This is a genomic window from Aeromonas sp. MR16 (genome assembly GCF_022549315.1).
Classification (GTDB): Bacteria; Pseudomonadota; Gammaproteobacteria; order Enterobacterales; family Aeromonadaceae; genus Aeromonas; species Aeromonas aquatica.
Map to the genome: position 1 here is coordinate 52267 of NZ_JAKZFK010000015.1, position 19432 is coordinate 71698.

The window sequence follows — 19432 nt, forward strand, 5'->3', positions numbered from 1 at the left end:
GCCCCGTTTTTTTATCAGTGATATGAAGGAGTCGCAGATGAACTGGATCGAACCCGACTGGCCCGCATCGGCTCGTGTGCGGGCGCTGTCGACCACCCGGGACGGGGGCGTCAGCGAGGGGGTCTTTCGTGGTCTGAATCTGGGTGCCCACGTGGGCGATGAGGCGAGCAGGGTCAAGGCGAACCGCGCCCTGTTGCAACAGGCGGCCGGGATCCCGGGTCGGCTCAACTGGCTCAATCAGGTGCACGGCACCGCCGTCCACCCGGTCAGCAACGAATACGACGGGGTGCCGGAGGCGGATGCCGCCTGCGCCCAGGAGGCCGGGCTAGCCTGCATAGTGATGACCGCCGACTGCCTGCCGGTGTTGTTCTGTGACAGGGCAGGCACCCGGGTGGCCGCCGCCCACGCCGGTTGGCGCGGACTGCAGGCCGGGGTGCTGGAGGCCAGCCTTGCCGCCATGGGGGGCGACCCTGCCGACATGCTCGCCTGGCTCGGCCCTGCCATAGGCCCAGAGGCCTTCGAAGTCGGGGGTGAGGTGCGCGACGCCTTCATGGCCGAGCAGGCCGAGGCCGCTGCCGCCTTCAAGCCTTCCCCCAACGAGGGCAAATGGCTGGCGGACATCTACCGGCTGGCCCGGCTGCGGCTGGCCCGCGCCGGGGTGAGCGCCGTCTATGGCGGCGAGCACTGCACCCATAGCGATGGCGAGCGGTTTTACTCCTATCGCCGTGACGGCCAGACCGGCCGCATGGCCTCCCTGATTTGGTTGGTGGAATAAGCCGCGAGGCACTCGCCGATACCGCGAGGGCTTTCGCCTGCGCCGACCTGTTATGCAGGGAGGCGCTATTTTGGCACCGCTGTTGAGGGAAAAATAAACAGCCCTTCCCCTTGAAATTCAGGCCCCAGACCTCATCTTCCTTGTCAGACAGTTCTGTTGTTGCCGCTTCGGCGGCCTCGTTTCAAGGGGGGAGTGCGATGCGTTTAGATCGCCTGACCAGCAAGTTCCAGGTCGCAATTTCCGATGCCCAGTCGTTGGCACTGGGCCGTGATCACCAGTTTATCGAACCCGTCCATCTGATGACCGCCCTGCTCAATCAGGACGGCGGCTCCATTCGTCCGTTGCTGACCCTGTGCGGGATGGACATCAACGCCCTGCGCTCGCGCCTCGGCGAGGAGCTCGATCGCTTGCCCAAGGTGAGCGGCGTGGAGGGGGATGTACAGCTCTCCAACGGCCTCGGCCGGCTGCTCAACGTCTGCGACAAGCTGGCCCAGCAGCGCAAGGATCAGTTCATCTCGTCCGAGCTGTTCGTGCTGGCGGCTCTCGATGAGAAGGGCAACCTCGGCGAGCTGCTGCGCCGCCATGGCCTGACCAAGGAAAAACTCGACGCCGCCATCGACAAGGTGCGTGGCGGCAAGAAGGTGGATGACGCCAACGCCGAGGAGAACCGCCAGGCGCTGGAGAAATACACCATCGATCTCACCGAGCGGGCCGAACTCGGCAAGCTCGACCCCGTCATCGGGCGGGATGAAGAGATCCGCCGCACCATCCAGGTGCTGCAACGCCGTACCAAGAACAACCCCGTGCTGATCGGTGCCCCCGGCGTGGGCAAGACTGCCATCGTCGAGGGACTGGCCCAGCGCATCATCAACGGCGAAGTGCCGGAAGGGCTCAAGAACAAGCGGGTGTTGTCCCTCGACATGGGGGCCCTGGTGGCCGGTGCCAAGTATCGCGGCGAGTTCGAGGAGCGGCTCAAGGCGGTGCTGAGCGATCTCGCCAAGGAGGAGGGCAACGTCATCCTCTTCGTGGACGAGCTGCACACCATGGTCGGTGCCGGCAAGGGCGAGGGGGCCATGGACGCGGGCAACATGCTCAAACCGGCCCTGGCGCGCGGTGAGCTGCACTGCGTCGGTGCCACCACCCTCGACGAATATCGCCAGTACGTGGAGAAAGACGCCGCCCTCGAGCGCCGCTTCCAGAAGGTGCTGGTGGAGGAGCCCTCGGTGGAGGACACCATCGCCATACTGCGCGGCCTTAAAGAACGCTACGAGCTGCACCACCATGTGCAGATCACAGACCCCGCCATAGTCGCGGCGGCCCAGCTGTCCCACCGCTATATCGCGGATCGCCAGCTGCCGGACAAGGCCATCGATCTCATCGACGAGGCGGCGGCCAGCATACGGCTGCAGATCGACTCCAAACCCGAATCTCTGGATCGGCTGGAGCGGCGCATCATACAGCTGAAACTCGAGCAGCAGGCGCTGCTCAAAGAGGACGATGACGCCAGCCGTAAGCGCCTCGATCTGCTCAATCAGGAGCTGACCGAGAAGGAGCGGGAATACAACGAGCTGGAAGAGGTGTGGAAGGCCGAGAAGGCCGCCCTTGCCGGTACCCAGCACATCAAGGCTGCGCTGGAGCAGGCCCGTCAGGATCTCGAGGTGGCCCGCCGGGCCGGGGATCTCGGCCGCATGTCCGAGCTGCAATATGGCCGCATCCCAGAGCTGGAGAAACAGCTGGATCTCGCCACCCAGGCCGAGATGCAGGAGACCAGCCTGCTGCGCAACCGAGTCACCGACGTGGAGATCGCAGACGTCCTGGCGCGCTGGACCGGGATTCCGGTGGCGCGGATGCTGGAAGGGGAGCGGGACAAGCTGCTGCGGATGGAAGAGCAACTGCACAGCCGGGTGATCGGCCAGGAAGAGGCGGTGGACGCCGTCTCCAACGCCATCCGTCGCTCCCGGGCCGGACTGTCCGATCCGAATCGCCCCATCGGCTCCTTCCTGTTCCTCGGCCCGACCGGGGTGGGCAAGACAGAGCTGTGCAAGGCGCTGGCGGAGTTCCTGTTCGATACCCAGGATGCCATGGTGCGCATCGACATGTCCGAGTTCATGGAGAAGCACAGCGTGGCGCGGCTGGTGGGGGCACCTCCGGGATACGTGGGCTACGAGGAGGGGGGTTATCTCACCGAGGCGGTACGCCGTCGCCCCTACTCGGTGATCCTGCTGGACGAGGTGGAGAAGGCGCACCCGGATGTGTTCAACATATTGTTGCAGGTGCTGGACGACGGTCGTCTGACCGATGGTCAGGGCCGCACCGTCGATTTCCGCAATACCGTGGTGATCATGACCTCCAACCTCGGCTCGGATCTGATCCAGGAGCACTACGCCGAGAAGGACTATGAGGAGATGAAGGCCCTGCTGATGGAGCTGCTGACCCGCAGCTTCCGCCCGGAGTTCATCAACCGGATCGACGAGACTGTGGTGTTCCACCCGCTGGACGAGGATCACATCAAGTCCATCGCCCGGATCCAGCTCAAGAGCCTGATGGGCCGTCTGGAGTCTCAGGGCTTCGAGGTGGAGGTGAGCGAGGAGCTGCTGACCAAGCTGGTCCACGCCGGTTTCGATCCCGTCTACGGGGCGCGACCCCTCAAGCGGGCGATCCAGCAGAAGGTGGAGAACCCGCTGGCCCAGGCGCTGCTCAGCGGTCGGGTCATCCCGGGCAAGAAGTTGCTGCTGGGTGCCGACAGCAACGGGCTCACCATGAGCCAGCCATGATGGTGTCATCGATGAAAAACGCAGGCCTTGTGCCTGCGTTTTGTTTTCAGGGTGATTGAGATGCTGACGTTTTCCGTCTTGGTGGATGATGATGTTCATCTACCCGGCTGCCTGCCTGAAAAGGGACTGTCGTTGTTGTTGGAGTGCGATGGCCTCAGGGTGCTGTTCGACAGCGGCCGGGGCCGGGCGCTGCGCCACAATGCCGAGGTGATGGGGGTCGATCTCGGCTCCCTCACCCATGTGGTGCTGTCCCACGGTCATTACGACCATGTGGGCGGCATCGGCTCCCTGCCCCTATATCCCGATCCCATCCCGTTGATCGCCTGTCCGGATGTGTTCAATGAGCGGGGCTATTTCCTGCCGTTGCTGCCCCGACGCTACAACCTCTACCGCCTCTCGGGCGACCTGGATCCGCGACAACTGGCGACGAGAGGGCTGATCCCTCACTGTTCGGCCGAGCCTATATGGCTGTCCAAGCGTCTGGTGTTTCTCGGGAGCATCGCGCGGCGCGACAAGGCGGCTCCTTCCCTGCTTGGCTACATATTGCGAGGTGGTCGAGTGGAGAAGGATCTTATCAGCGACGACTCGGCGCTGGCCTACAAGAGCGAGCAGGGTCTTATTGTCTTCATCGGCTGCGGCCACTCCGGGGTCGAAAACATCGTCCAGTGGGCCAAGGAGGTGTGTGGCGACGAGCGGGTGCATGCCGTCATAGGTGGCTTGCACCTGAAGTTTTCCGGCCCGCAACGGGCAGTTGCGCTGGGTGTCTATCTGCAGGAAGAGGCAGTGGACAAGCTGTTTGCTTGTCACTGCACCGGCAAGCGAAAGGCCGGGCTGCCGGGGCAGACCCAGATCGGGGCGGGCTTTGAACATGTGTTCCGGCCATAAAAAAAGCGGCAATCCGAGGATTGCCGAGAGGAATGTATTCAATGCGACCTTGCGTGGGTTGAGCGGGTCGCAGGGGCAAGCCCCGGTTTCGCAGCGGGGCATCCAGGATGACCCTCTCCTTACAGCCTGTCCGGACCGCGCTCTTTCAGTCCGCACCGCCACACACTTGATGGCATCCGGCATGGGTTGCCGGATGCCATCAATCTGCTTACAGCATGCCCGGAATGGCAGCCTTCATCTCTGCCGGCCAGACGCCGACCTGCACCTGACCAATGTGCTCCTTTTGCAGCAGCAGCATGGCGAGGCGGGATTGGCCGATGCCGCCGCCGATGGTCTGGGGCATCTCGCCTGCCAGCAGCGCCTGGTGCCAGTCGTACTGCAGACGATCTTCATCTCCCGTGGTGGCGAGCTGGCGACGCAGGGCCTCGGCGTCCACCCGGATCCCCATGGAGGAGAGTTCGAAGCAATCCTGCAGCACCGGGTTCCATACCAAGATGTCGCCGTTCAAACCGGCCAGCCCCAATTCGCTCTGGCTGCTCCAGTCGTCATAGTCGGGGGCACGCACGTCGTGGCGCTCACCGTGGGACAGGTCGCCGCCGATACCGATGAGGAACACGGCCCCCAGCTCCTTGGCGATGGCGCGCTCACGGCCCTTGGCATCCAGATCCGGGTAACGGCTCAGCAGCGCTTCGCTGTGCAGGAACTGGATCTCCGCCGGCAGGAAGGGCGTCAGCTCGTGCTCTGCACAGACAGCGCGCTCGGTGGCCTTGATGGCGGTCCAGATGCCGCGCACCGTGTCTTGCAGGTAGGCCAGATCCCGGCGCTCGCTCGGCATCACCTTCTCCCAGTCCCACTGGTCCACGTAGACGGAGTGGATGGGGGTCAGGCGGTCTTCGTCCGGGCGCAGGGCCTTCATGTGGGTGTAGATGCCCTCGCCGGGCCCGAAGCCGAAGCGGCCCAGGGTCTGGCGCTTCCACTTGGCCAGAGAATGCACCACCTCGTAGCTGTGCTCCGGCAGCGTCTTCACCTTGACCTGCACCGCATGCTCGCAGCCGGAGAGGTTGTCCTGGGTGCCGTCACCGACCCGGCTCAGGATGGGGGCTTGCACCTCCATCAGGCCGAGCTGCAAGGCGAGTTGGCGGGAGAACATCTCTTTGACGAAGCTGATCTGCTGTTGGCTGCGAATGTAGTGCTGTTTCATGGTGATTACCTGTCTCAAATCCGTTGGATATGGCGATTCTTCAACAGATGGTGCACTAAATTCAATATTCGATAATAGAAATAGGCTTTACGTGTTTTTTTCTTCAAAATAACCGCTGAGTTACTGAGATATCGTTAACGGGAGTACAAAAAAGTGCCGGAAAATTATCGGATCGATAATCTCGATCAGGCCATCCTCACCGCCCTGATGGAGAATGCGCGGATCCCTTACGCCGAGCTCGCCAAGCAACTGACCGTCAGCCCCGGCACCATCCACGTGCGGGTGGAGAAGATGAAGCAGGCGGGGATCATCGAGGGGACCCGGGTGCAGGTGAACGCCAAGAAGCTGGGCTATGACGTCTGCTGTTTCATCGGCATCAATCTCAAGAGTGCGAAAGATTACCCCTCGGCCCTGGCCAAGTTGCAGGCCCTGGACGAGGTGGTGGAGGCCTACTACACCACGGGTCACTACAGCATCTTCATGAAGGTGATGACCCGCTCCATCGACGAGCTGCAGACGGTGCTGATCCACAAGATCCAGACCATAGACGAGATCCAGTCCACCGAAACCCTGATTTCACTGCAGAACCCGATATTGCGAGATGTGAAGCCCTGATATGGGCAGGTGCTGGGCCATGGAACGAGATCCATTTCAATGCGAGACGCTGATCTCGCTACAGAACCCGATATTGAGAGATGTGAAGCCCTGACCTAGTTGCAGACCCCGACCCTGCGGGACGTGAAGCCCCGATGGGAGCGGAGGTCGGTCGATTGGACGAGATCTCGCCTTGGGGAAGGGGCGACCCTGGTGACAGAGCCCCGTCGAGGCAGATAAATACGCTGTTTTTGTTATGTTTTACGGAGTTAACAAGATGTAAATGCATTCCATTTTAGTGACTCCCTCTCCCCGCGGGGGCTGAAAACGGGATCTCGGGAGGGGAAAGCCGGGATCAGGGGGCGACATAGGGGATGCCGTACTTGTCGTAGAGCGCCTTGAGGCGGCCGTCCTGCTTCATGCGCAGCAGCTCGGCGTCGTAGGCTGCCATCAGCGCCGGGGTGTCGGCATCGGCCCGGGCTCTGGTCCAGGCGCTGTAGTAGAGGCCGGTCTTGAGCGGCTTGGGCAGGTAGTCGAGTCGGCCTTCCAGCCCTTCTTGCTTGATCTGGGCGAAGGCGGTGACCAGCGGCAGGGGGACGGTATCGATGCGACCGGCGATCAGCTTGCGTAGCTGCAGCGCATTGATGGGGATCTCCTGAAACTGATAACCGGGATCCGTCATGGCCGCCATCAGCTCGGGGGTGTAGGAGAAATCCCGGGTGATGCCGATGCGCCAGGGCTTGAGATCGCTGAGGTGCTGGTAGTGGATCTTGCCCGCGTCCCCCTTGCGCACGAAGAAGTGCCAGCTATGGCGCAGATGGGACTGCTTCGGATAGAGCAGATAGGCCTCTCGTTCCGGCTTGTAGGAGTGGGTCATCACCAGATCGTAGACACCGGTCTCGGCGCTGCGAGTGAGGCGGGCGCCAGAATCGATCAGCTCTATCCTGATGGGCACCTTGAGGGTGCCGAAGATGGCGGTGACCAGATCCACGTCCAGACCCCGGGGCTGACCGCCCTCATCCAGCCATTTCAGGGGCGGCTCCAGGGTGCCGCCGATGATCAGCTCCCTGGCCGACAGCCAGCAAGGCAGTAGCAGACAGAGCAGAAGCAAGCGTCGCAAATCACATCTCCTGTGCGCACGGGGCAGGTTCACGATCATTTCGGTATAGTGACCGGCAGACATCTCACAGAGGCGACCCCGAATGGCGAATCCTGACATTGAAAGCGAACTGGACGGCATCGACAGGCTCTCGGTCTGTCTCTATCGTCTCGGCCTGAGTCTGGCAGCTTTGCTGCTGTTGTGTCGAGGGGTTAGCTTGTTGATTGGGCAGGATCTTTTGCCGACACGGCTGTGGTTGATGGCGTTGGTGGTGGGGAGCGGCCTGTGCGGATTCTGCCTGCACATCTATGACAAACGGATCCGGTTTCTCCTGCAGGGGCTGGGGTGGGGCGGCCTGCTGCTGGCCGCTTGCGGCGCGCCGGATGCCCTGCTGCTGGGGGCCGTCCTGGCCACGCTGTCCGGCCTGGCGTTCAAGGAGCAATTCTGCTTCGCCATCCCGGGTATTCGGCTGTTGCCGCTGCTGCTGCCCTTGCTGTGGCTGCTGGAATGGGCTCGGCTGGACTGGGCTAGCGCCCTGGTGGCCCTGGTGAGCGGCCTGCTGCTCTGCCTGCTGTGTCTGGCCAAGTGGCGCATGCCCCTGCATTTTGATATCGGCGACCGCGGGCGTTATCAGCTCTAGGTAGCCCGCCCCGGATCATCCGGATGGCATAGCGCAGTGACAGGGCCCGTGCGGCCAAACGACAAGGAGAGGGTATGCGTGCATTGGTGACGGGTTGTGGCCGTCGACTGGGTTTTTATCTGTGCGAGCAGCTGGTGGCCGCGGGTTGGCAGGTGACGGGCAGCTATCGTAGCGAGCGCCCCGAGCTGGCGCAGTTGCGGGCCCTGGGGGTGGAGCTGGTACAGGCGGATTTTGCGAAAGAGGAGGAGGTCGAGCGACTGATCGCGGCCCTGGCCGCTCACGAGGATCTGACGCTCGTCATCCACAACGCCTCGGCATTTGAGCCGCAGGCGGCGGAGCCGGCGGCCCAGCTCGCCCAGTTCGAGCAGTTCTACCGGGTACACATGGCGGCGCCCTTCCAGCTCAACCGCGCGCTGGCACCCGGGCTGGCACGCCAGGGCAACGCCGGCATCATCCATATCACCGACATCTACATCCACGCCCCGGCGCCCCAGTTCGCCGCCTATGTGGCCACCAAGGCGGGCGCCCATTCGCTGGCCATGAGCTTCGCCCGCGAGCTGGCCCCCGCGGTGCGGGTCAATACCATAGAGCCCGGCCCCATACTGTTCCTCGACGAGCACGGGGAGGCGTGGCGCCAGCAGGTGCTGGCCCGGACGCCGCTGGCGAAGGAGGGGGGACTGGAGCCCATCTGGCAGGCGGTGCAACTGCTGATGACGAACGATTACATGACGGGGGCCAGCATCAGGGTCGATGGTGGCCGGGCCCTCGCCGTTATCTAGGCCGTCGTCCAGGTGCTCAGGCTACTGATGACGGCGAGGAGAATGGTAGGACGGGGATCCGCCGCCGGGTGGAGGCTGGCCGGACCCCCGCCATTATCCGGGCGACCGGGCTACTGATGACGGGGAGGGGTAGGGCGGGGATCCGTCGCCGGGGGGAGGCTGCCCAGGCCCTGGCGGTCATCGGCATGGGACCAGAGTTCGACGCTCTCGTGACCAAAGACCTGCTCGGCGAACACCTTGCTGGTCGGCAGGCGCAGCCTCACCCTGTGAGCCCGCACCGATCCCTGTTCATACAGCTCGGCCAGCAGCTCGCCGAGATAGGCGTCCACCCCGGCCGTGGCGAAACTGTCGAGCGGGCCGCTGGCCAGGATGTCGATGTCGAGCGGCCTGTCCGTCACCTTGCACAGCGGGTTGCTGCGATCCCGGCCGTGGGCCAGCTCCATGGTGACGAACTCGGCCTTCAGCTGGGGTGCCGAGAGCTCGCTCTCGACGACGAGCAGGCAGTTGAGGAAGTCATGGGACGAGCGCATGCCCACCGGCTTGGTCTGGATCACCGAACTCAGCCGCAGATGACCAAAGCGCGTCAGCAATTCTCCCACGGCCTGGCTGACGTGCTGGGCGGGGTCAAGATTCGATCCAATGCTACACAGGTAGAACATGCTTTCCATTCCTAGGGTTGGGCTCGTGTGAAATATATACGCAGCTCACGGTTATCAGATTTACTATGAATTAACATAGTTTTATCTACTGTGATCCAACTCTGATTGGTAAAAAAGGAGGTTTGTATGAGTGTGGAGCTGAAATGGGCGCTGTTGACCGCCTCCGGGGCCCTCGTCATGATACTGATCATCTGTGTGGCATCCGTCGGTCTGGCGTGACGCCTCTCCCGAATGCAACCAAACCGGCCACTTGGCCGGTTTTGCTTTTTGGGGGAGTGCGGATATGCTGGCCCCCCAAGATGAAGAGAGACTGTTCGAGATGACCAAGGTTCGGCCGCGTTCCCTGCTCCAGGTGGTATTGATGGGCTTCGTACTGGTCCTGATGCCCCTGGGGGGCATGATCTGGCACGACAGTCAGGCCCTCTCCCACCTGAGCCAGCTTACCAGCGATGAGGTGGATCGTGTCGTCCGGGATACCCGCCGGGCGACCCTGCTCACCAGCCAGGCCATCGATCTGGAGCGCACCCTGCGCCGTTATGCGGTGCTGGGGGACGAGCGCATCCTCGACTCCTATCGGCAGCAGCTGGCGCGTTATCGCGAGTTGCTCGCCATCCATCGGCAATCCATCCCGGATGCCGCCGTCTATGCGGATCTCGACACCGTACTGAGCTGGCTTGACGGCTTGCAGGAGCTGAGCAAGGCCAGAGCCGAGGCAACCAGCCCTCACTTCGAGCGGTTCAATGAGTCCAACCAGCAGTTGGAGGTGATCACCCGCAGCCAGGTGGATGAGCACGTGGTACGAATGCGCGCGGCCATCGCCGAGCTGAGAACGGAGATCTGGTGGATCAGCGGTTTCGTGGCGGTGCTCAGCCTGCTGCTGATCCTGCTGTTTACCTATCTGATCATCCACCCTGTGCGTCAGATTGAGTCGCGGATCCTGAGCCTGGGGGCCGGCATCGAGCCTGACCCGCGGCCGGTGGATGGCCCCGCCGAGCTGGTGTTGCTGGGGGAGCGGATCGGCTGGTTGCACGACAAGCTCAAGGAGTTGGAGCAGCAGAAGTATCAGTTCCTGCGCCACGTATCCCACGAGCTGAAGACGCCGCTGGCGGTGCTGAGGGAAGGGGCAGACTTGCTGTCGGAACAACTGATGGGCCCGCTCAACGGGGATCAGCAGGAGATCTGCCAGATGCTGGAGGAGAACAGCCGTCGGCTGCAGACCCTGATCGAGCGCTTGCTCGATTTCAACCGCCTCAGCCAACAGGAGGTGTTCAGCCTGACGTCTGTACCATTGGCTCCCCTGCTGCTTGAGCTGTTGGCCGAATACCGGTTGGCGCTGGAATCCAAGCAAATCAGTGTACACTTGCCGCCCGAGCCCATCATCCTGCAAGCCGAGCCCTATCGCCTGCGCCTCATCCTCGACAACTTGTTTTCCAACGCGGTCAGTTACGGCGCCAAGGGCGGTCGAGTCTGGATCCGTGCCGGTCAGGATGCCAATGGCAGCTGGCTGGAAGTAGCCAACGAGGGCCCCAGCATCCCGCTGGCCGAGCGGGAACGGATCTTCGAGCCGTTCGAGCAGGGCAGCACAGTGCGTCAGGGCCTGTTGAAAGGCTCCGGCATGGGCCTCTCCATCGCCCGCGAATCGGCCATGAGCCTGGGGGGAGAGTTGACGCTGATCGAAGATGAGCAGGCGGATGTCTGCTTCCGGCTGACGCTGAAATAAAGCCCAGGCTGAAACGCCCCTGAGGGCGAGTTGATACAGACCAAAGACGAGCAGGCGGATGTCTGCTTCCGGCTGGAGCTGAAATAAAGCCCAGGCTGAAACGCCCCTGAGGGCGAGTTGATACAGACCGAAGACGAGCAGGCGGATGTCTGCTTCCGGCTGGAGCTGAAATAAAGCCCAGGCTAAAACGCCCCTGAGGGCGAGTTGATACAGACCAAAGACGAGCAGGCGGATGCCTGCTTCCGGCTGGAGCTGAAATAAAGCCCAGGCTGAAACGCCCCTGAGGGCGAGTTGATACAGACCAAAGACGAGCAGGCGGATGCCTGTTCCCGGTTGACGCTGAAGTGAAGCCAAAGATGAAACGATTTGTTATTCCCGTATTGATGAGCCTGCTCTCAGGCTGCTCCCTGCTGTCGCATTCCGGCCTGACTGAGCCGTCGGATCAGGCCATCGCCAAGCGGATGGAATTTGCCAATAAAGAGATGCAGGTGCGCCTGCAATACTCGGACTGGCTGCTGGCCAGCCACCCCCAGCAACGAGTGCAGGAGCGCCAACGTCTGCGCGGTGCCACCGATCTCGAGAGCCGGGTCAGCCTGGCCATGGTCAACACCCATCCGTCCGAGTCGGTGGCGAATCGCCGGGCCGGGCTGGATCGGCTCAAGTCCCTGCTGCCCGAACTCGGGCTGGATGCCCAGGCCTTCCTGCGCAGCTGGATCGCCCTCGGTGAAGAGCTGCTGGCTCGCGACAGCCGACGCGACGATCAGAGTCAGGAGGTGCAGCGGCTGCGTCGCCAAATCGAACAGCTCACCGCCATCGATGAGCAGTTGAATCAGCGTAAGCTCAATGAGGGGGCCAAACCATGAAGACCGGGATGGCTGCCAATGCCGCCTTGGGCGAGGAAGGAGTACAAGCATGAGTCGCATCCTGCTGGTCGATGATGATGCCAGCCTGCTCAAGCTGATGAGCATGCGCCTGCGCAGTCAGGGCTACGAAGTGGACACCGCCGACAGCGCCGAAGGGGCGCTGGACAGGTTGCGCCAGCAGCGAGCCGATCTGGTGCTCAGCGATCTGCGTATGGGGGGTATGGATGGGCTGGAGTTGTTCGAACGGATTCAGGCTCAGTGGCTCGGCATGCCGGTCATCATCATGACCGCCCACGGCACCATTCCGGATGCCATCCAGGCGACCCGTTCCGGGGTATTCAGCTTTCTCACCAAGCCCATCGACAAGGATGAGCTGCTGGTCACCATAGAACATGCCCTGAGCCTGACCCGTCCCAAACAACAGCAGGAGTGGCAGTCCCTCATCCTGACTCGTAATCCGCAGATGGAGCAGTTGCTGATCCAGGCGAGCAACATCGCCACCATGGAGGTGCCGGTCTTGATCCTGGGCCCCTCCGGCTCGGGGAAAGGGGTGATGAGCCAGGCGCTGCATCAGGCCAGCCACCGGCGGGACAAGCCGCTGCACACCATCAACTGCGCCGCCCTGCCCTGGCCCGTGCTGGACTTGCAGCTGTTTGGCGAGGATGGACAGTCCGGCCTGTTCGCCGAGGCCAAGGGGGCCACCCTCTTCCTGGACGAGATAGGCAATCTGTCGGAGTCATTGCAGGCCAAGTTGCTGCAGGTGCTGGCGGAGTACGGTCAGGGCACCGCCGAGGTCAGGGTCATCAGCTCCAGCCATCAGGATCTGGTGACGGCCATGGAGGAGGGGCGTTTTCGGGAGGATCTCTTCTACCGTCTCAACGTGGCGAACATCACCCTGCCTCCCCTCAGCGCCCGCAGCGAGGACATACCGCTGCTCGCTCGCCAGGCCCTCGACGACTATCGCAGCCGCCATGACAACTGTGCCGCCCTCGGCTTCTCGCCGGAGGCGCTGGCCCTGCTGGCGGCAGCGGCCTGGCCCGGCAACGTACGCCAGCTCTGCGGGGTGGTGGAACAGCTCGCCAGCCTCTGCTGCAGCCCGGTGATCGGGGCCGCCATGGTGGAATCGGCACTGAGTGGCGGGGTGGGCGGCATCCCCTCGTTCAACGAGGCGCGCGCCGAGTTCGAGAAGGAATACCTGATCCGTCTGCTGCGCACCACCGAGGGCAACGTGACCCTGGCGGCGAACATGGCGGGACGCAACCGCACCGACTTCTACAAGTTATTGAACCGGCACGGTATAGAGGCGGCGAACTTCAAGCTGAAGAGCTGATCTTAAGGGCAAAAAGAAAACGCCCTGACCACGGCGGTGGTCAGGGCGTTTTGCTCATCGGCTGCCTGCGTTCAGGCTCAGGCGGGATCGGTGACACCCGTGGTGGCCTGGGTCTTGCGGGAGAGCCAGAGTCCGCTTGCCTTCATCAGGTAGCCAAACAGGGCGCCGATCACCAGGGAAGGCAGAATGAGGCGCCACTCTCCGGCTGCCCCGAAGGTGGCACAGCAACCGGCGAAGGTGCCGGGGATGTAGCCGAGCCACCGCTGCTTGGCCTGGGCGCACATCAGGGTCGCCACCACTCCCGTCATCAGATAGCCCGCCATGCCGGCGCCCCACCAGTTTTCCCCGTGGATCAGCACCAGTGCCCACAGCATGCCACTGGCATTGCACAGCAGGGTCTGCAGCAGCGCCTTGTAGCCGCCGCTCGAGGCGAAGTAGCTGGTGCAACCGAGGAAGCCGACCCAGGAGATGAGGCCGAGGGCGGCTGCCAGTCCGCCCCAGACGGCGGAGAGGATCCCGGTCGTGATGGCGATGGCGATCAATGGGCTCATGACATGACTCTCGTGGTTGAATTTGGAAAAGGAGGCAGCCTACCCTTCGGCGAAGGGGCGGCAAGCAGGGGCCGGATTGTGTGTGATCTTGGTCACTCTTTTCAACTCGGGAATACGCTTGCGCTCGCGAAAAAAATTCATGGTGGCGTCCAGGACCCTGCACCATAGTTAGAGGCCCTGTCCTGCTCATGGAGTGAGTCTGATGGCGCCAAACGTGATAGTCCCCCTGCTGGTATTCATCCTGCTGTTCCTGGTCGGTACCATGGCCAAGGCGCTGCCTCTCTACCAGATGATGTAAGCCGTGAAATAAAACCTCACCGGGGCCGGTCTTATGAATGTTGCCTCACAGCCCCGGGAGTTTCTTCATGTTGATCAAGCGTTCTACCCCCCATCACCCCACCGAGCGGGATGTCACCCCGGAAGCCGTCTATCAGGATCGCCGCCTCATCCTCAAGGGTCTTGGGCTGGGCACCGCCAGCCTGGCCTTCCCGGCCCAGGCCAGCCTGCTGGATCTGTTCTCCACCGAGGAGCCCGCCCCGGCCCCCGCCACCAAGGCGCTCCACTACAAGGCCGCAGCCCGGCCGGAAGGGGTGACCCTCACCCCGCTGGAGAAGGCGACCACCCACAACAACTTCTATGAGCTCGGCACCGACAAGGGGGATCCGGCTCGCAATGCCCACTACCTCAAACCCGAGCCCTGGACGCTGAAGGTGGAGGGAGAGGTGACCAAGCCCTTCACCCTGGATGTGTGGGATCTCATCAACAAGACAGAGCTGGAGGAGCGGATCTACCGGCTGCGCTGCGTGGAGGCCTGGTCCATGGTGCTGCCCTGGAGCGGCATCGCCCTGGCCGACCTCATCCGCCGCGCCGAACCCACCAGTCGCGCCAAGTTCGTGGCGTTCGAGACGCTCTACGATCCCGAGCAGCTGCCGGGGCAAGCCTCCAGCAATCTCGGGGGCGGCATCGATTATCCCTATGTGGAGGGGCTGCGCATGGACGAGGCGATGCACCCGCTCTCCTTCCTGGCGATGGGGCTCTACGGCAAGACGCTGCCGGCCCAGAACGGGGCGCCCATCAGGCTGGTGGTGCCCTGGAAGTACGGCTTCAAGAGCATCAAGAGCATCGTCTCCATCCGGCTGGTGGAGGAGATGCCGTCGACGACCTGGAATCTGCTGGCACCGAACGAATATGGCTTCTACGCCAACGTCAATCCGCAGGTGGATCACCCGCGCTGGAGCCAGGCCAGCGAGCGCTTCATCGGCGAGGGCGGCATCTTCGGCGCCAAGCGCCAGCCCACCCTGCTGTTCAACGGCTACGGTGACGAGGTGGCGTCCCTCTATCAGGGCATGGATCTGCGCAAGTGGTATTGATACAGAGGCAAGAAAGGGGGCTGAATTCATGGCACTGAGACTGACCAATCGCCATATCGGCATGCTGCGTGCGCTGGTACACCTGGGCTCCCTGGGTTTCCTGCTCTGGTTGGGCTATGCGGTGCCGGCCGGGCTGCTGGGGGGGGATCCGATACAGGGGCTGACCCACTACCTCGGCAAGGGGGCCCTGCACTTGCTGTTGCTAACCCTCTTGGTGTCGCCGCTCGCCAAGCGCTGGCGGCAGGGGCAGCTCATCAAGCTGCGTCGCCCCCTCGGGCTCTGGTGCGCGGCCTGGGCCGGCTTGCACTTCATGGTGTGGCTGGGGCTGGATCTGCAGTTCGACTGGCGACTGATCGGCGGTGAGCTGGTGAAGCGCAACTACATAGTGGTGGGGGCGGTGGCGCTGCTGTTGCTGACGGCTCTGAGTCTGACCTCGATCCCGGCCCTGCTGCGGGCCATGGGCCCGAGCTGGCAGAGGCTGCACAACTGGATCTACGCCGTGACCCTGCTGGTGCCGATCCACTACTGGTGGTCGGTCAAGAGCGGCTGGCAGGAGCCGCTCATCTATCTGCTGCTGGCCTGTGCTCTATTGGTGCCGCGGCGCGACAAGCTGTTGCGACCCTGGCGACAGTGGCAGCAGAAACGCCAGCGCCTGAGAGAGGCCTGTCCCCCGCTCACCGGCGTGGATCGCACATAACAAAAAAGAGGCCTAATCGGCCTCTTTTTGCTGGGTGATCTCGCCGGTGTAGGCATCGACGCTGAGTCGCACCTTCTGCTCCCTGGCGTCCAGGGTGCTGACCTCGAATCTGTCGCCTTCCAGCTCGACTTCCCGAATGTCGTGGTACCCTTGTGCCAGCAGCATCTTGATCAGCCCCGGCATGTCGAGGCGCGTCTGTGCCGCCCAGCCAAAAGTGGAAAAGAGACAAAGGATCAGCAGGATACTGCGTGGGATCATATTCATTCCGGATTCATGGCTGGCACACTATAAACGGCATTATGTTAGGTTTTGAGAGATGAATCATCCATGAATAGAGCGCTGCCCCTGTGTGGACTGCTGCTGCCGTTGCTGGCGCAGGCGGCCCAGCCGAACGAGGCCTTGCTGCAGCAGGCTGTCAGCGAGGGGCGGATCAGACCTTTTCATGAGCTGATGGAGGTGGCTTCCCATCTGCCGGTGCGCGTGCTGCGTGTCGATCTGGGAGAGGAAGATGGCGTCTGGCTCTATGAGCTCAAACTCATCGACAGCGAGAACAGCGTGATCAAGGTGGGCTACCGCGCCGACAACCTGGAGATGGTGTGGCTAAAAGGGCATCATCTGGAGCGCTTATTCGAATCTCCCCCGCCACCGGAAGAAGAGTGAGCCCGAACGGTTCTCACGCCCGTCCGCCGGGCACTGACTCAGGATCTGTGTTGGCAGGTTGGCATTGAGCCAGGAAAGCCGATAAAAACAGCCCTCATTTTGGATAAAAACCATGCGCATTCTGATAGTTGAAGACGAGAAGACCCTGGCGGGCCAGTTGGCAGAACAACTGCGCCTGTCCGGTTTCGTGACCGATCTCTGCCACGATGGCAACGAAGCCGGCTTCCTCGGCGAGACCGAACCCTATGACGCCATCATTCTGGATCTCGGCCTGCCGGGCCGCGACGGCCTGAGCGTGCTGAAGGAGTGGCGCAGCAAGGGCATAGACACTCCTGTGCTGGTGCTGACCGCCCGTGGTCAGCTGCACGAGAAGATAGAGGGGCTCAACGCCGGCGCCGACGACTATCTCACCAAGCCGTTCCAGGTCGCCGAGCTGGTGGCCCGGGTCCATGCCCTGGTGCGCCGCGCCGCGGGCAACGCCAGCTCGATCCTCGAGATCGGCGGGGTGCGGCTCGACATGGCGGCCTCCCAGGTCTGGTACGAGGGCACTCCCATCAAGCTCACCGCCCACGAGTTCCGGGTGTTGGGCTACCTGATGCAGCACAGGGGCAAGGTGGTGTCGCGCAGCGAGCTCATCGACCATATCTACGCCCAGGATTTCGATCGGGACTCCAATACGGTGGAGGTATTCATCGGCCGGATCCGCAAGAAGACCCACGCCGATCTGATCGAGACGGTGCGCGGCCTCGGATATCGGATCAACGAATGAGTCTGACCTCGATGCCAACGCGGCAAGGGAGCGGCGAATGAGCCAGCCTGGGTTGATAACCGGACCGGGAGTCGATGAATGAGACTGGTACGTACCCTGCGCGGCCGGCTGGTGGTCATCGCTCTGGTCTGGTGCGGCCTGTTCCTTTTCGCCACCGGCTTCAGCCTGCAGACCATGATGCGCAACTACTGGCAGGAGGCGGAGGCCGATAGCCTGCGGTTGCAGCTCTACGATCTGCTCTCCCGCCTCGAGATCCAGCCCAACGGTCTGCCCTTGGCCACCGAGCCCATGGCGGATCCCCGCTACCTCCAGCCTTACTCCGGCTACTACTGGCAGCTGGAGCTGGGAGGGGAGGTGATCAGCCGCTCCCGCTCCCTGTGGGACGCCCATCTGAACACCCACGGTCTGAAGTCGGCCTTCGGTGACCCGGATCTGTTCGTCGGCAAGGGGCCCAACAAGGAGCCGCTGCTGATCATGACCCGCACAGTGTTGCTGCCGGGGTCGGACCGGGTGTTTACCCTGGCGATGGCCAAGGACAGCACTGTCCTGACCCAGACCCTGAAGAAGACTCGCATCAGCCTGTTCCTGGGGCTGGGCTTTGCCGCCACCGGCCTGGTGCTGGGCTTCATGTTCCAGATCATCTATGGCCTGCGGCCGCTCCACCTGCTGCGCCGTGAGCTCGGCCGGGTGCATCAGGGCCATCAGGAGGGATTCCGGCTGCGCTACCCGCTGGAGATCCAGCCCCTGGTGGAGGACATCAACCGCCTGCTGCACCACTACAGTGAGTTGCTGCAGCGGGCCCGCTCCCACACCGGCAACCTGGCCCATGCCCTCAAGACACCGCTCAGCATCATGCGCAATCAGGTGACCCAGTTGCCCCCCGAGGATCAGGCCGCCATCGGCGAGCAGCTCGACCAGATCCAGCGCCACATCGACTATCACCTCGGCAAGGCACGGGTGACCGGGGCCGCCAAGATCCTGGGGGTCTCGACCCCGGTGCGCGCGCGGGTGGAATACATCTGCCGCGCCTTCTCCCGCCTCTATCCGGGCAAGGAGGTGGACCTGCAGGTGCCGGCCAATCTGGCGGTCGGGGTGGAGGAGCAGGACTTCGACGAGATGGTGGGCAACCTGCTGGAGAACGCCTTCAAGTGGTCTCGCCTTCAACTGCGCATCTCCAGCGCCGAGCTGGGGGGCTGGATCACCCTGCGCATCGAGGATGACGGCCCCGGCATGAGCGAGGATCAGATAGCCAAAGCGGTATTGCGCGGGGTGCGGCTCGACGAGAAGGTGCCGGGCTCGGGCCTGGGTCTCAACATAGTGTCAGACCTGGCGGAAGCCTACAGAGGCAGTCTCATCATGGGACGAGCAGAGCTGGGTGGTCTTGCCGCTTCTTTGTCGTTGCCCAAGGTGGCAAGGGTCGAGAGCTAGGCTTAAGATATGGTCCTTATTTCAAGTGGTAGGAAGGGTAGCAATGACTGACGATCCATGGGCACTGTGCCATCTCGATGATTCATTCGATGCCTCGGTGCTGGGCACCAAGGGCGCCCAGCTCCAGTGGTTCGAGGACAGGGCATCCTTGATCGAATTCTTGCTGGAAGACTTCGTCGAGCTGCTGGCCGACGCGGGCGAGCTGGATGAGGATCAGACCGAGAGTGCGCGCGAGCGCTTCACCCTGCTGGTGGAGCAGAGCCAGGATGATCGCGGTCTGATGGATGCCATCAACGATCTCGCTTCCGGCCTGCGCCGCATCGCCTGGCTGGGGCCGCTCTCCGAGCTGGCGGAGATCAGCGACGACTTCGCGAGCGGGCTGCGTGCCTTCTTCTGGACCCAATACGATGGCGATGAGGACGATCCCGAAGCCTGGGTGCCAGAGGATCTCTGGCCACAACTGGTCGAGTGTGCGGAAGAATATATGGTAGAAGGCGATTTTTAATCGATTAGTGACATATATTTTTATAAAAACTAGCGAACTATATGGTGAAACGAAGGGCTGCTGAACGGCTCTCGGACCTCCACAACAGTGATAAATAAAAAAACGGCGCCTAGATGGCGCCGTTTTTGTTGGC

The 19432-nt window shown here is 62.6% G+C and carries 21 protein-coding genes; 16 read left to right on the forward strand and 5 right to left on the reverse strand.

The window, feature by feature from the left end; all coding sequences use genetic code 11:
• The first annotated feature begins 37 nt into the window (after positions 1 to 37).
• From pgeF to MM194_RS12625, 3 genes are all read left to right on the forward strand, one after another.
• Entirely contained in the window at positions 38 to 775 is a 738-nt protein-coding gene (gene pgeF / locus MM194_RS12615; protein ID WP_241343734.1) for a peptidoglycan editing factor PgeF, read from the forward strand.
• A gap of 197 nt (positions 776 to 972) precedes the next feature.
• Entirely contained in the window at positions 973 to 3549 is a 2577-nt protein-coding gene (gene clpB, locus MM194_RS12620; protein WP_241343735.1) for an ATP-dependent chaperone ClpB, read from the forward strand.
• A gap of 60 nt (positions 3550 to 3609) precedes the next feature.
• The gene (locus MM194_RS12625; protein WP_241343736.1) at positions 3610 to 4434 is read left to right on the forward strand and encodes an MBL fold metallo-hydrolase; all 825 of its coding nucleotides are present in this window, start codon (positions 3610 to 3612) and stop codon (positions 4432 to 4434) included.
• A gap of 208 nt (positions 4435 to 4642) precedes the next feature.
• On the opposite strand, the gene asnA is transcribed toward MM194_RS12625, so the two are convergent.
• Entirely contained in the window at positions 4643 to 5635 is a 993-nt protein-coding gene (gene asnA / locus MM194_RS12630) for an aspartate--ammonia ligase (RefSeq protein WP_241343737.1), read from the reverse strand.
• 153 nt (positions 5636 to 5788) lie between these two features.
• Between asnA and asnC the strand changes: the two genes are divergently transcribed.
• Entirely contained in the window at positions 5789 to 6250 is a 462-nt protein-coding gene (gene asnC, locus MM194_RS12635) for a transcriptional regulator AsnC (protein WP_033131242.1), read from the forward strand.
• Between the two features lie 334 nt (positions 6251 to 6584).
• Here the strand turns inward: asnC and MM194_RS12640 are convergent, their stop codons facing one another.
• Positions 6585 to 7349, reverse strand: a complete 765-nt coding sequence (locus MM194_RS12640; RefSeq protein ID WP_033131243.1) for a transporter substrate-binding domain-containing protein — start codon at positions 7347 to 7349, stop codon at positions 6585 to 6587.
• A gap of 82 nt (positions 7350 to 7431) precedes the next feature.
• Between MM194_RS12640 and MM194_RS12645 the strand changes: the two genes are divergently transcribed.
• On the forward strand, positions 7432 to 7968 hold the full coding sequence (locus MM194_RS12645) for a DUF2301 domain-containing membrane protein (RefSeq protein ID WP_033131244.1): 537 nt from the start codon (positions 7432 to 7434) through the stop codon (positions 7966 to 7968).
• A 74-nt stretch (positions 7969 to 8042) separates the two neighbouring features.
• Positions 8043 to 8747: an SDR family oxidoreductase gene (locus MM194_RS12650; RefSeq protein WP_241343738.1), complete on the forward strand. Its 705-nt coding sequence runs from the start codon at positions 8043 to 8045 to the stop codon at positions 8745 to 8747.
• 110 nt (positions 8748 to 8857) lie between these two features.
• On the opposite strand, the gene MM194_RS12655 is transcribed toward MM194_RS12650, so the two are convergent.
• Positions 8858 to 9406, reverse strand: a complete 549-nt coding sequence (locus tag MM194_RS12655) for a 2-amino-4-hydroxy-6-hydroxymethyldihydropteridine diphosphokinase (RefSeq protein WP_033131246.1) — start codon at positions 9404 to 9406, stop codon at positions 8858 to 8860.
• 126 nt (positions 9407 to 9532) lie between these two features.
• Between MM194_RS12655 and MM194_RS12660 the strand changes: the two genes are divergently transcribed.
• The 4 genes from MM194_RS12660 (at position 9533) to MM194_RS12675 (ending at position 13319) form a co-directional block, all read left to right on the forward strand.
• Entirely contained in the window at positions 9533 to 9625 is a 93-nt protein-coding gene (locus tag MM194_RS12660; protein WP_152599273.1) for a YnhF family membrane protein, read from the forward strand.
• 100 nt (positions 9626 to 9725) lie between these two features.
• Positions 9726 to 11126 carry an ATP-binding protein gene (locus MM194_RS12665; protein ID WP_241343755.1) on the forward strand — a complete coding sequence of 467 codons (1401 nt, stop codon included), beginning with the start codon at positions 9726 to 9728 and terminating at the stop codon, positions 11124 to 11126.
• 356 nt (positions 11127 to 11482) lie between these two features.
• Complete coding sequence (locus MM194_RS12670) at positions 11483 to 11989, forward strand: hypothetical protein (protein WP_241343739.1); 507 nt, start codon at positions 11483 to 11485, stop codon at positions 11987 to 11989.
• A gap of 49 nt (positions 11990 to 12038) precedes the next feature.
• Positions 12039 to 13319 (forward strand): sigma 54-interacting transcriptional regulator, encoded by a 1281-nt coding sequence (locus MM194_RS12675; RefSeq protein WP_033131248.1) that lies wholly within the window; start codon positions 12039 to 12041, stop codon positions 13317 to 13319.
• 77 nt (positions 13320 to 13396) lie between these two features.
• Here MM194_RS12675 and MM194_RS12680 read toward each other — a convergent pair whose 3' ends face one another.
• Positions 13397 to 13870 carry a DUF1097 domain-containing protein gene (locus MM194_RS12680; RefSeq protein WP_033131249.1) on the reverse strand — a complete coding sequence of 158 codons (474 nt, stop codon included), beginning with the start codon at positions 13868 to 13870 and terminating at the stop codon, positions 13397 to 13399.
• Positions 13871 to 14235: 365 nt separating this feature from the next.
• Between MM194_RS12680 and msrP the strand changes: the two genes are divergently transcribed.
• Positions 14236 to 15240, forward strand: a complete 1005-nt coding sequence (gene msrP, locus MM194_RS12685; protein ID WP_241343740.1) for a protein-methionine-sulfoxide reductase catalytic subunit MsrP — start codon at positions 14236 to 14238, stop codon at positions 15238 to 15240.
• A 28-nt stretch (positions 15241 to 15268) separates the two neighbouring features.
• The gene (locus MM194_RS12690) at positions 15269 to 15937 is read left to right on the forward strand and encodes a protein-methionine-sulfoxide reductase heme-binding subunit MsrQ (RefSeq protein ID WP_241343741.1); all 669 of its coding nucleotides are present in this window, start codon (positions 15269 to 15271) and stop codon (positions 15935 to 15937) included.
• A gap of 12 nt (positions 15938 to 15949) precedes the next feature.
• Here the strand turns inward: MM194_RS12690 and MM194_RS12695 are convergent, their stop codons facing one another.
• Positions 15950 to 16201: a PepSY domain-containing protein gene (locus MM194_RS12695; protein WP_241343742.1), complete on the reverse strand. Its 252-nt coding sequence runs from the start codon at positions 16199 to 16201 to the stop codon at positions 15950 to 15952.
• Between the two features lie 63 nt (positions 16202 to 16264).
• On the opposite strand from MM194_RS12695, the gene MM194_RS12700 reads away from it, so the two are divergent.
• The 4 genes from MM194_RS12700 (at position 16265) to MM194_RS12715 (ending at position 19299) form a co-directional block, all read left to right on the forward strand.
• Positions 16265 to 16597, forward strand: a complete 333-nt coding sequence (locus tag MM194_RS12700) for a hypothetical protein (RefSeq protein ID WP_033131253.1) — start codon at positions 16265 to 16267, stop codon at positions 16595 to 16597.
• Between the two features lie 112 nt (positions 16598 to 16709).
• Positions 16710 to 17366 (forward strand): response regulator transcription factor, encoded by a 657-nt coding sequence (locus MM194_RS12705; RefSeq protein WP_005306366.1) that lies wholly within the window; start codon positions 16710 to 16712, stop codon positions 17364 to 17366.
• A gap of 78 nt (positions 17367 to 17444) precedes the next feature.
• Positions 17445 to 18794, forward strand: coding sequence for a sensor histidine kinase (locus MM194_RS12710; protein ID WP_241343743.1), 1350 nt, complete (start codon positions 17445 to 17447; stop codon positions 18792 to 18794).
• 43 nt (positions 18795 to 18837) lie between these two features.
• Complete coding sequence (locus MM194_RS12715; protein ID WP_042644464.1) at positions 18838 to 19299, forward strand: hypothetical protein; 462 nt, start codon at positions 18838 to 18840, stop codon at positions 19297 to 19299.
• Positions 19300 to 19432: the final 133 nt, after the last annotated feature.

Coding starts and splice junctions, on each gene's coding strand:
- pgeF (WP_241343734.1), top strand. CDS start 38: ATGAACTGGATCGAACCCGACTGGCCCGCATCGGCTCGTGTGCGGGCG.
- clpB (WP_241343735.1), top strand. CDS start 973: ATGCGTTTAGATCGCCTGACCAGCAAGTTCCAGGTCGCAATTTCCGAT.
- MM194_RS12625 (WP_241343736.1), top strand. CDS start 3,610: ATGCTGACGTTTTCCGTCTTGGTGGATGATGATGTTCATCTACCCGGC.
- asnA (WP_241343737.1), bottom strand. CDS start 5,635: ATGAAACAGCACTACATTCGCAGCCAACAGCAGATCAGCTTCGTCAAA.
- MM194_RS12645 (WP_033131244.1), top strand. CDS start 7,432: ATGGCGAATCCTGACATTGAAAGCGAACTGGACGGCATCGACAGGCTC.
- MM194_RS12650 (WP_241343738.1), top strand. CDS start 8,043: ATGCGTGCATTGGTGACGGGTTGTGGCCGTCGACTGGGTTTTTATCTG.
- MM194_RS12655 (WP_033131246.1), bottom strand. CDS start 9,406: ATGTTCTACCTGTGTAGCATTGGATCGAATCTTGACCCCGCCCAGCAC.
- MM194_RS12660 (WP_152599273.1), top strand. CDS start 9,533: ATGAGTGTGGAGCTGAAATGGGCGCTGTTGACCGCCTCCGGGGCCCTC.
- MM194_RS12665 (WP_241343755.1), top strand. CDS start 9,726: ATGACCAAGGTTCGGCCGCGTTCCCTGCTCCAGGTGGTATTGATGGGC.
- MM194_RS12670 (WP_241343739.1), top strand. CDS start 11,483: ATGAAACGATTTGTTATTCCCGTATTGATGAGCCTGCTCTCAGGCTGC.
- MM194_RS12675 (WP_033131248.1), top strand. CDS start 12,039: ATGAGTCGCATCCTGCTGGTCGATGATGATGCCAGCCTGCTCAAGCTG.
- MM194_RS12680 (WP_033131249.1), bottom strand. CDS start 13,870: ATGAGCCCATTGATCGCCATCGCCATCACGACCGGGATCCTCTCCGCC.
- msrP (WP_241343740.1), top strand. CDS start 14,236: ATGTTGATCAAGCGTTCTACCCCCCATCACCCCACCGAGCGGGATGTC.
- MM194_RS12690 (WP_241343741.1), top strand. CDS start 15,269: ATGGCACTGAGACTGACCAATCGCCATATCGGCATGCTGCGTGCGCTG.
- MM194_RS12695 (WP_241343742.1), bottom strand. CDS start 16,201: ATGAATATGATCCCACGCAGTATCCTGCTGATCCTTTGTCTCTTTTCC.
- MM194_RS12700 (WP_033131253.1), top strand. CDS start 16,265: ATGAATAGAGCGCTGCCCCTGTGTGGACTGCTGCTGCCGTTGCTGGCG.
- MM194_RS12705 (WP_005306366.1), top strand. CDS start 16,710: ATGCGCATTCTGATAGTTGAAGACGAGAAGACCCTGGCGGGCCAGTTG.
- MM194_RS12710 (WP_241343743.1), top strand. CDS start 17,445: ATGAGACTGGTACGTACCCTGCGCGGCCGGCTGGTGGTCATCGCTCTG.
- MM194_RS12715 (WP_042644464.1), top strand. CDS start 18,838: ATGACTGACGATCCATGGGCACTGTGCCATCTCGATGATTCATTCGAT.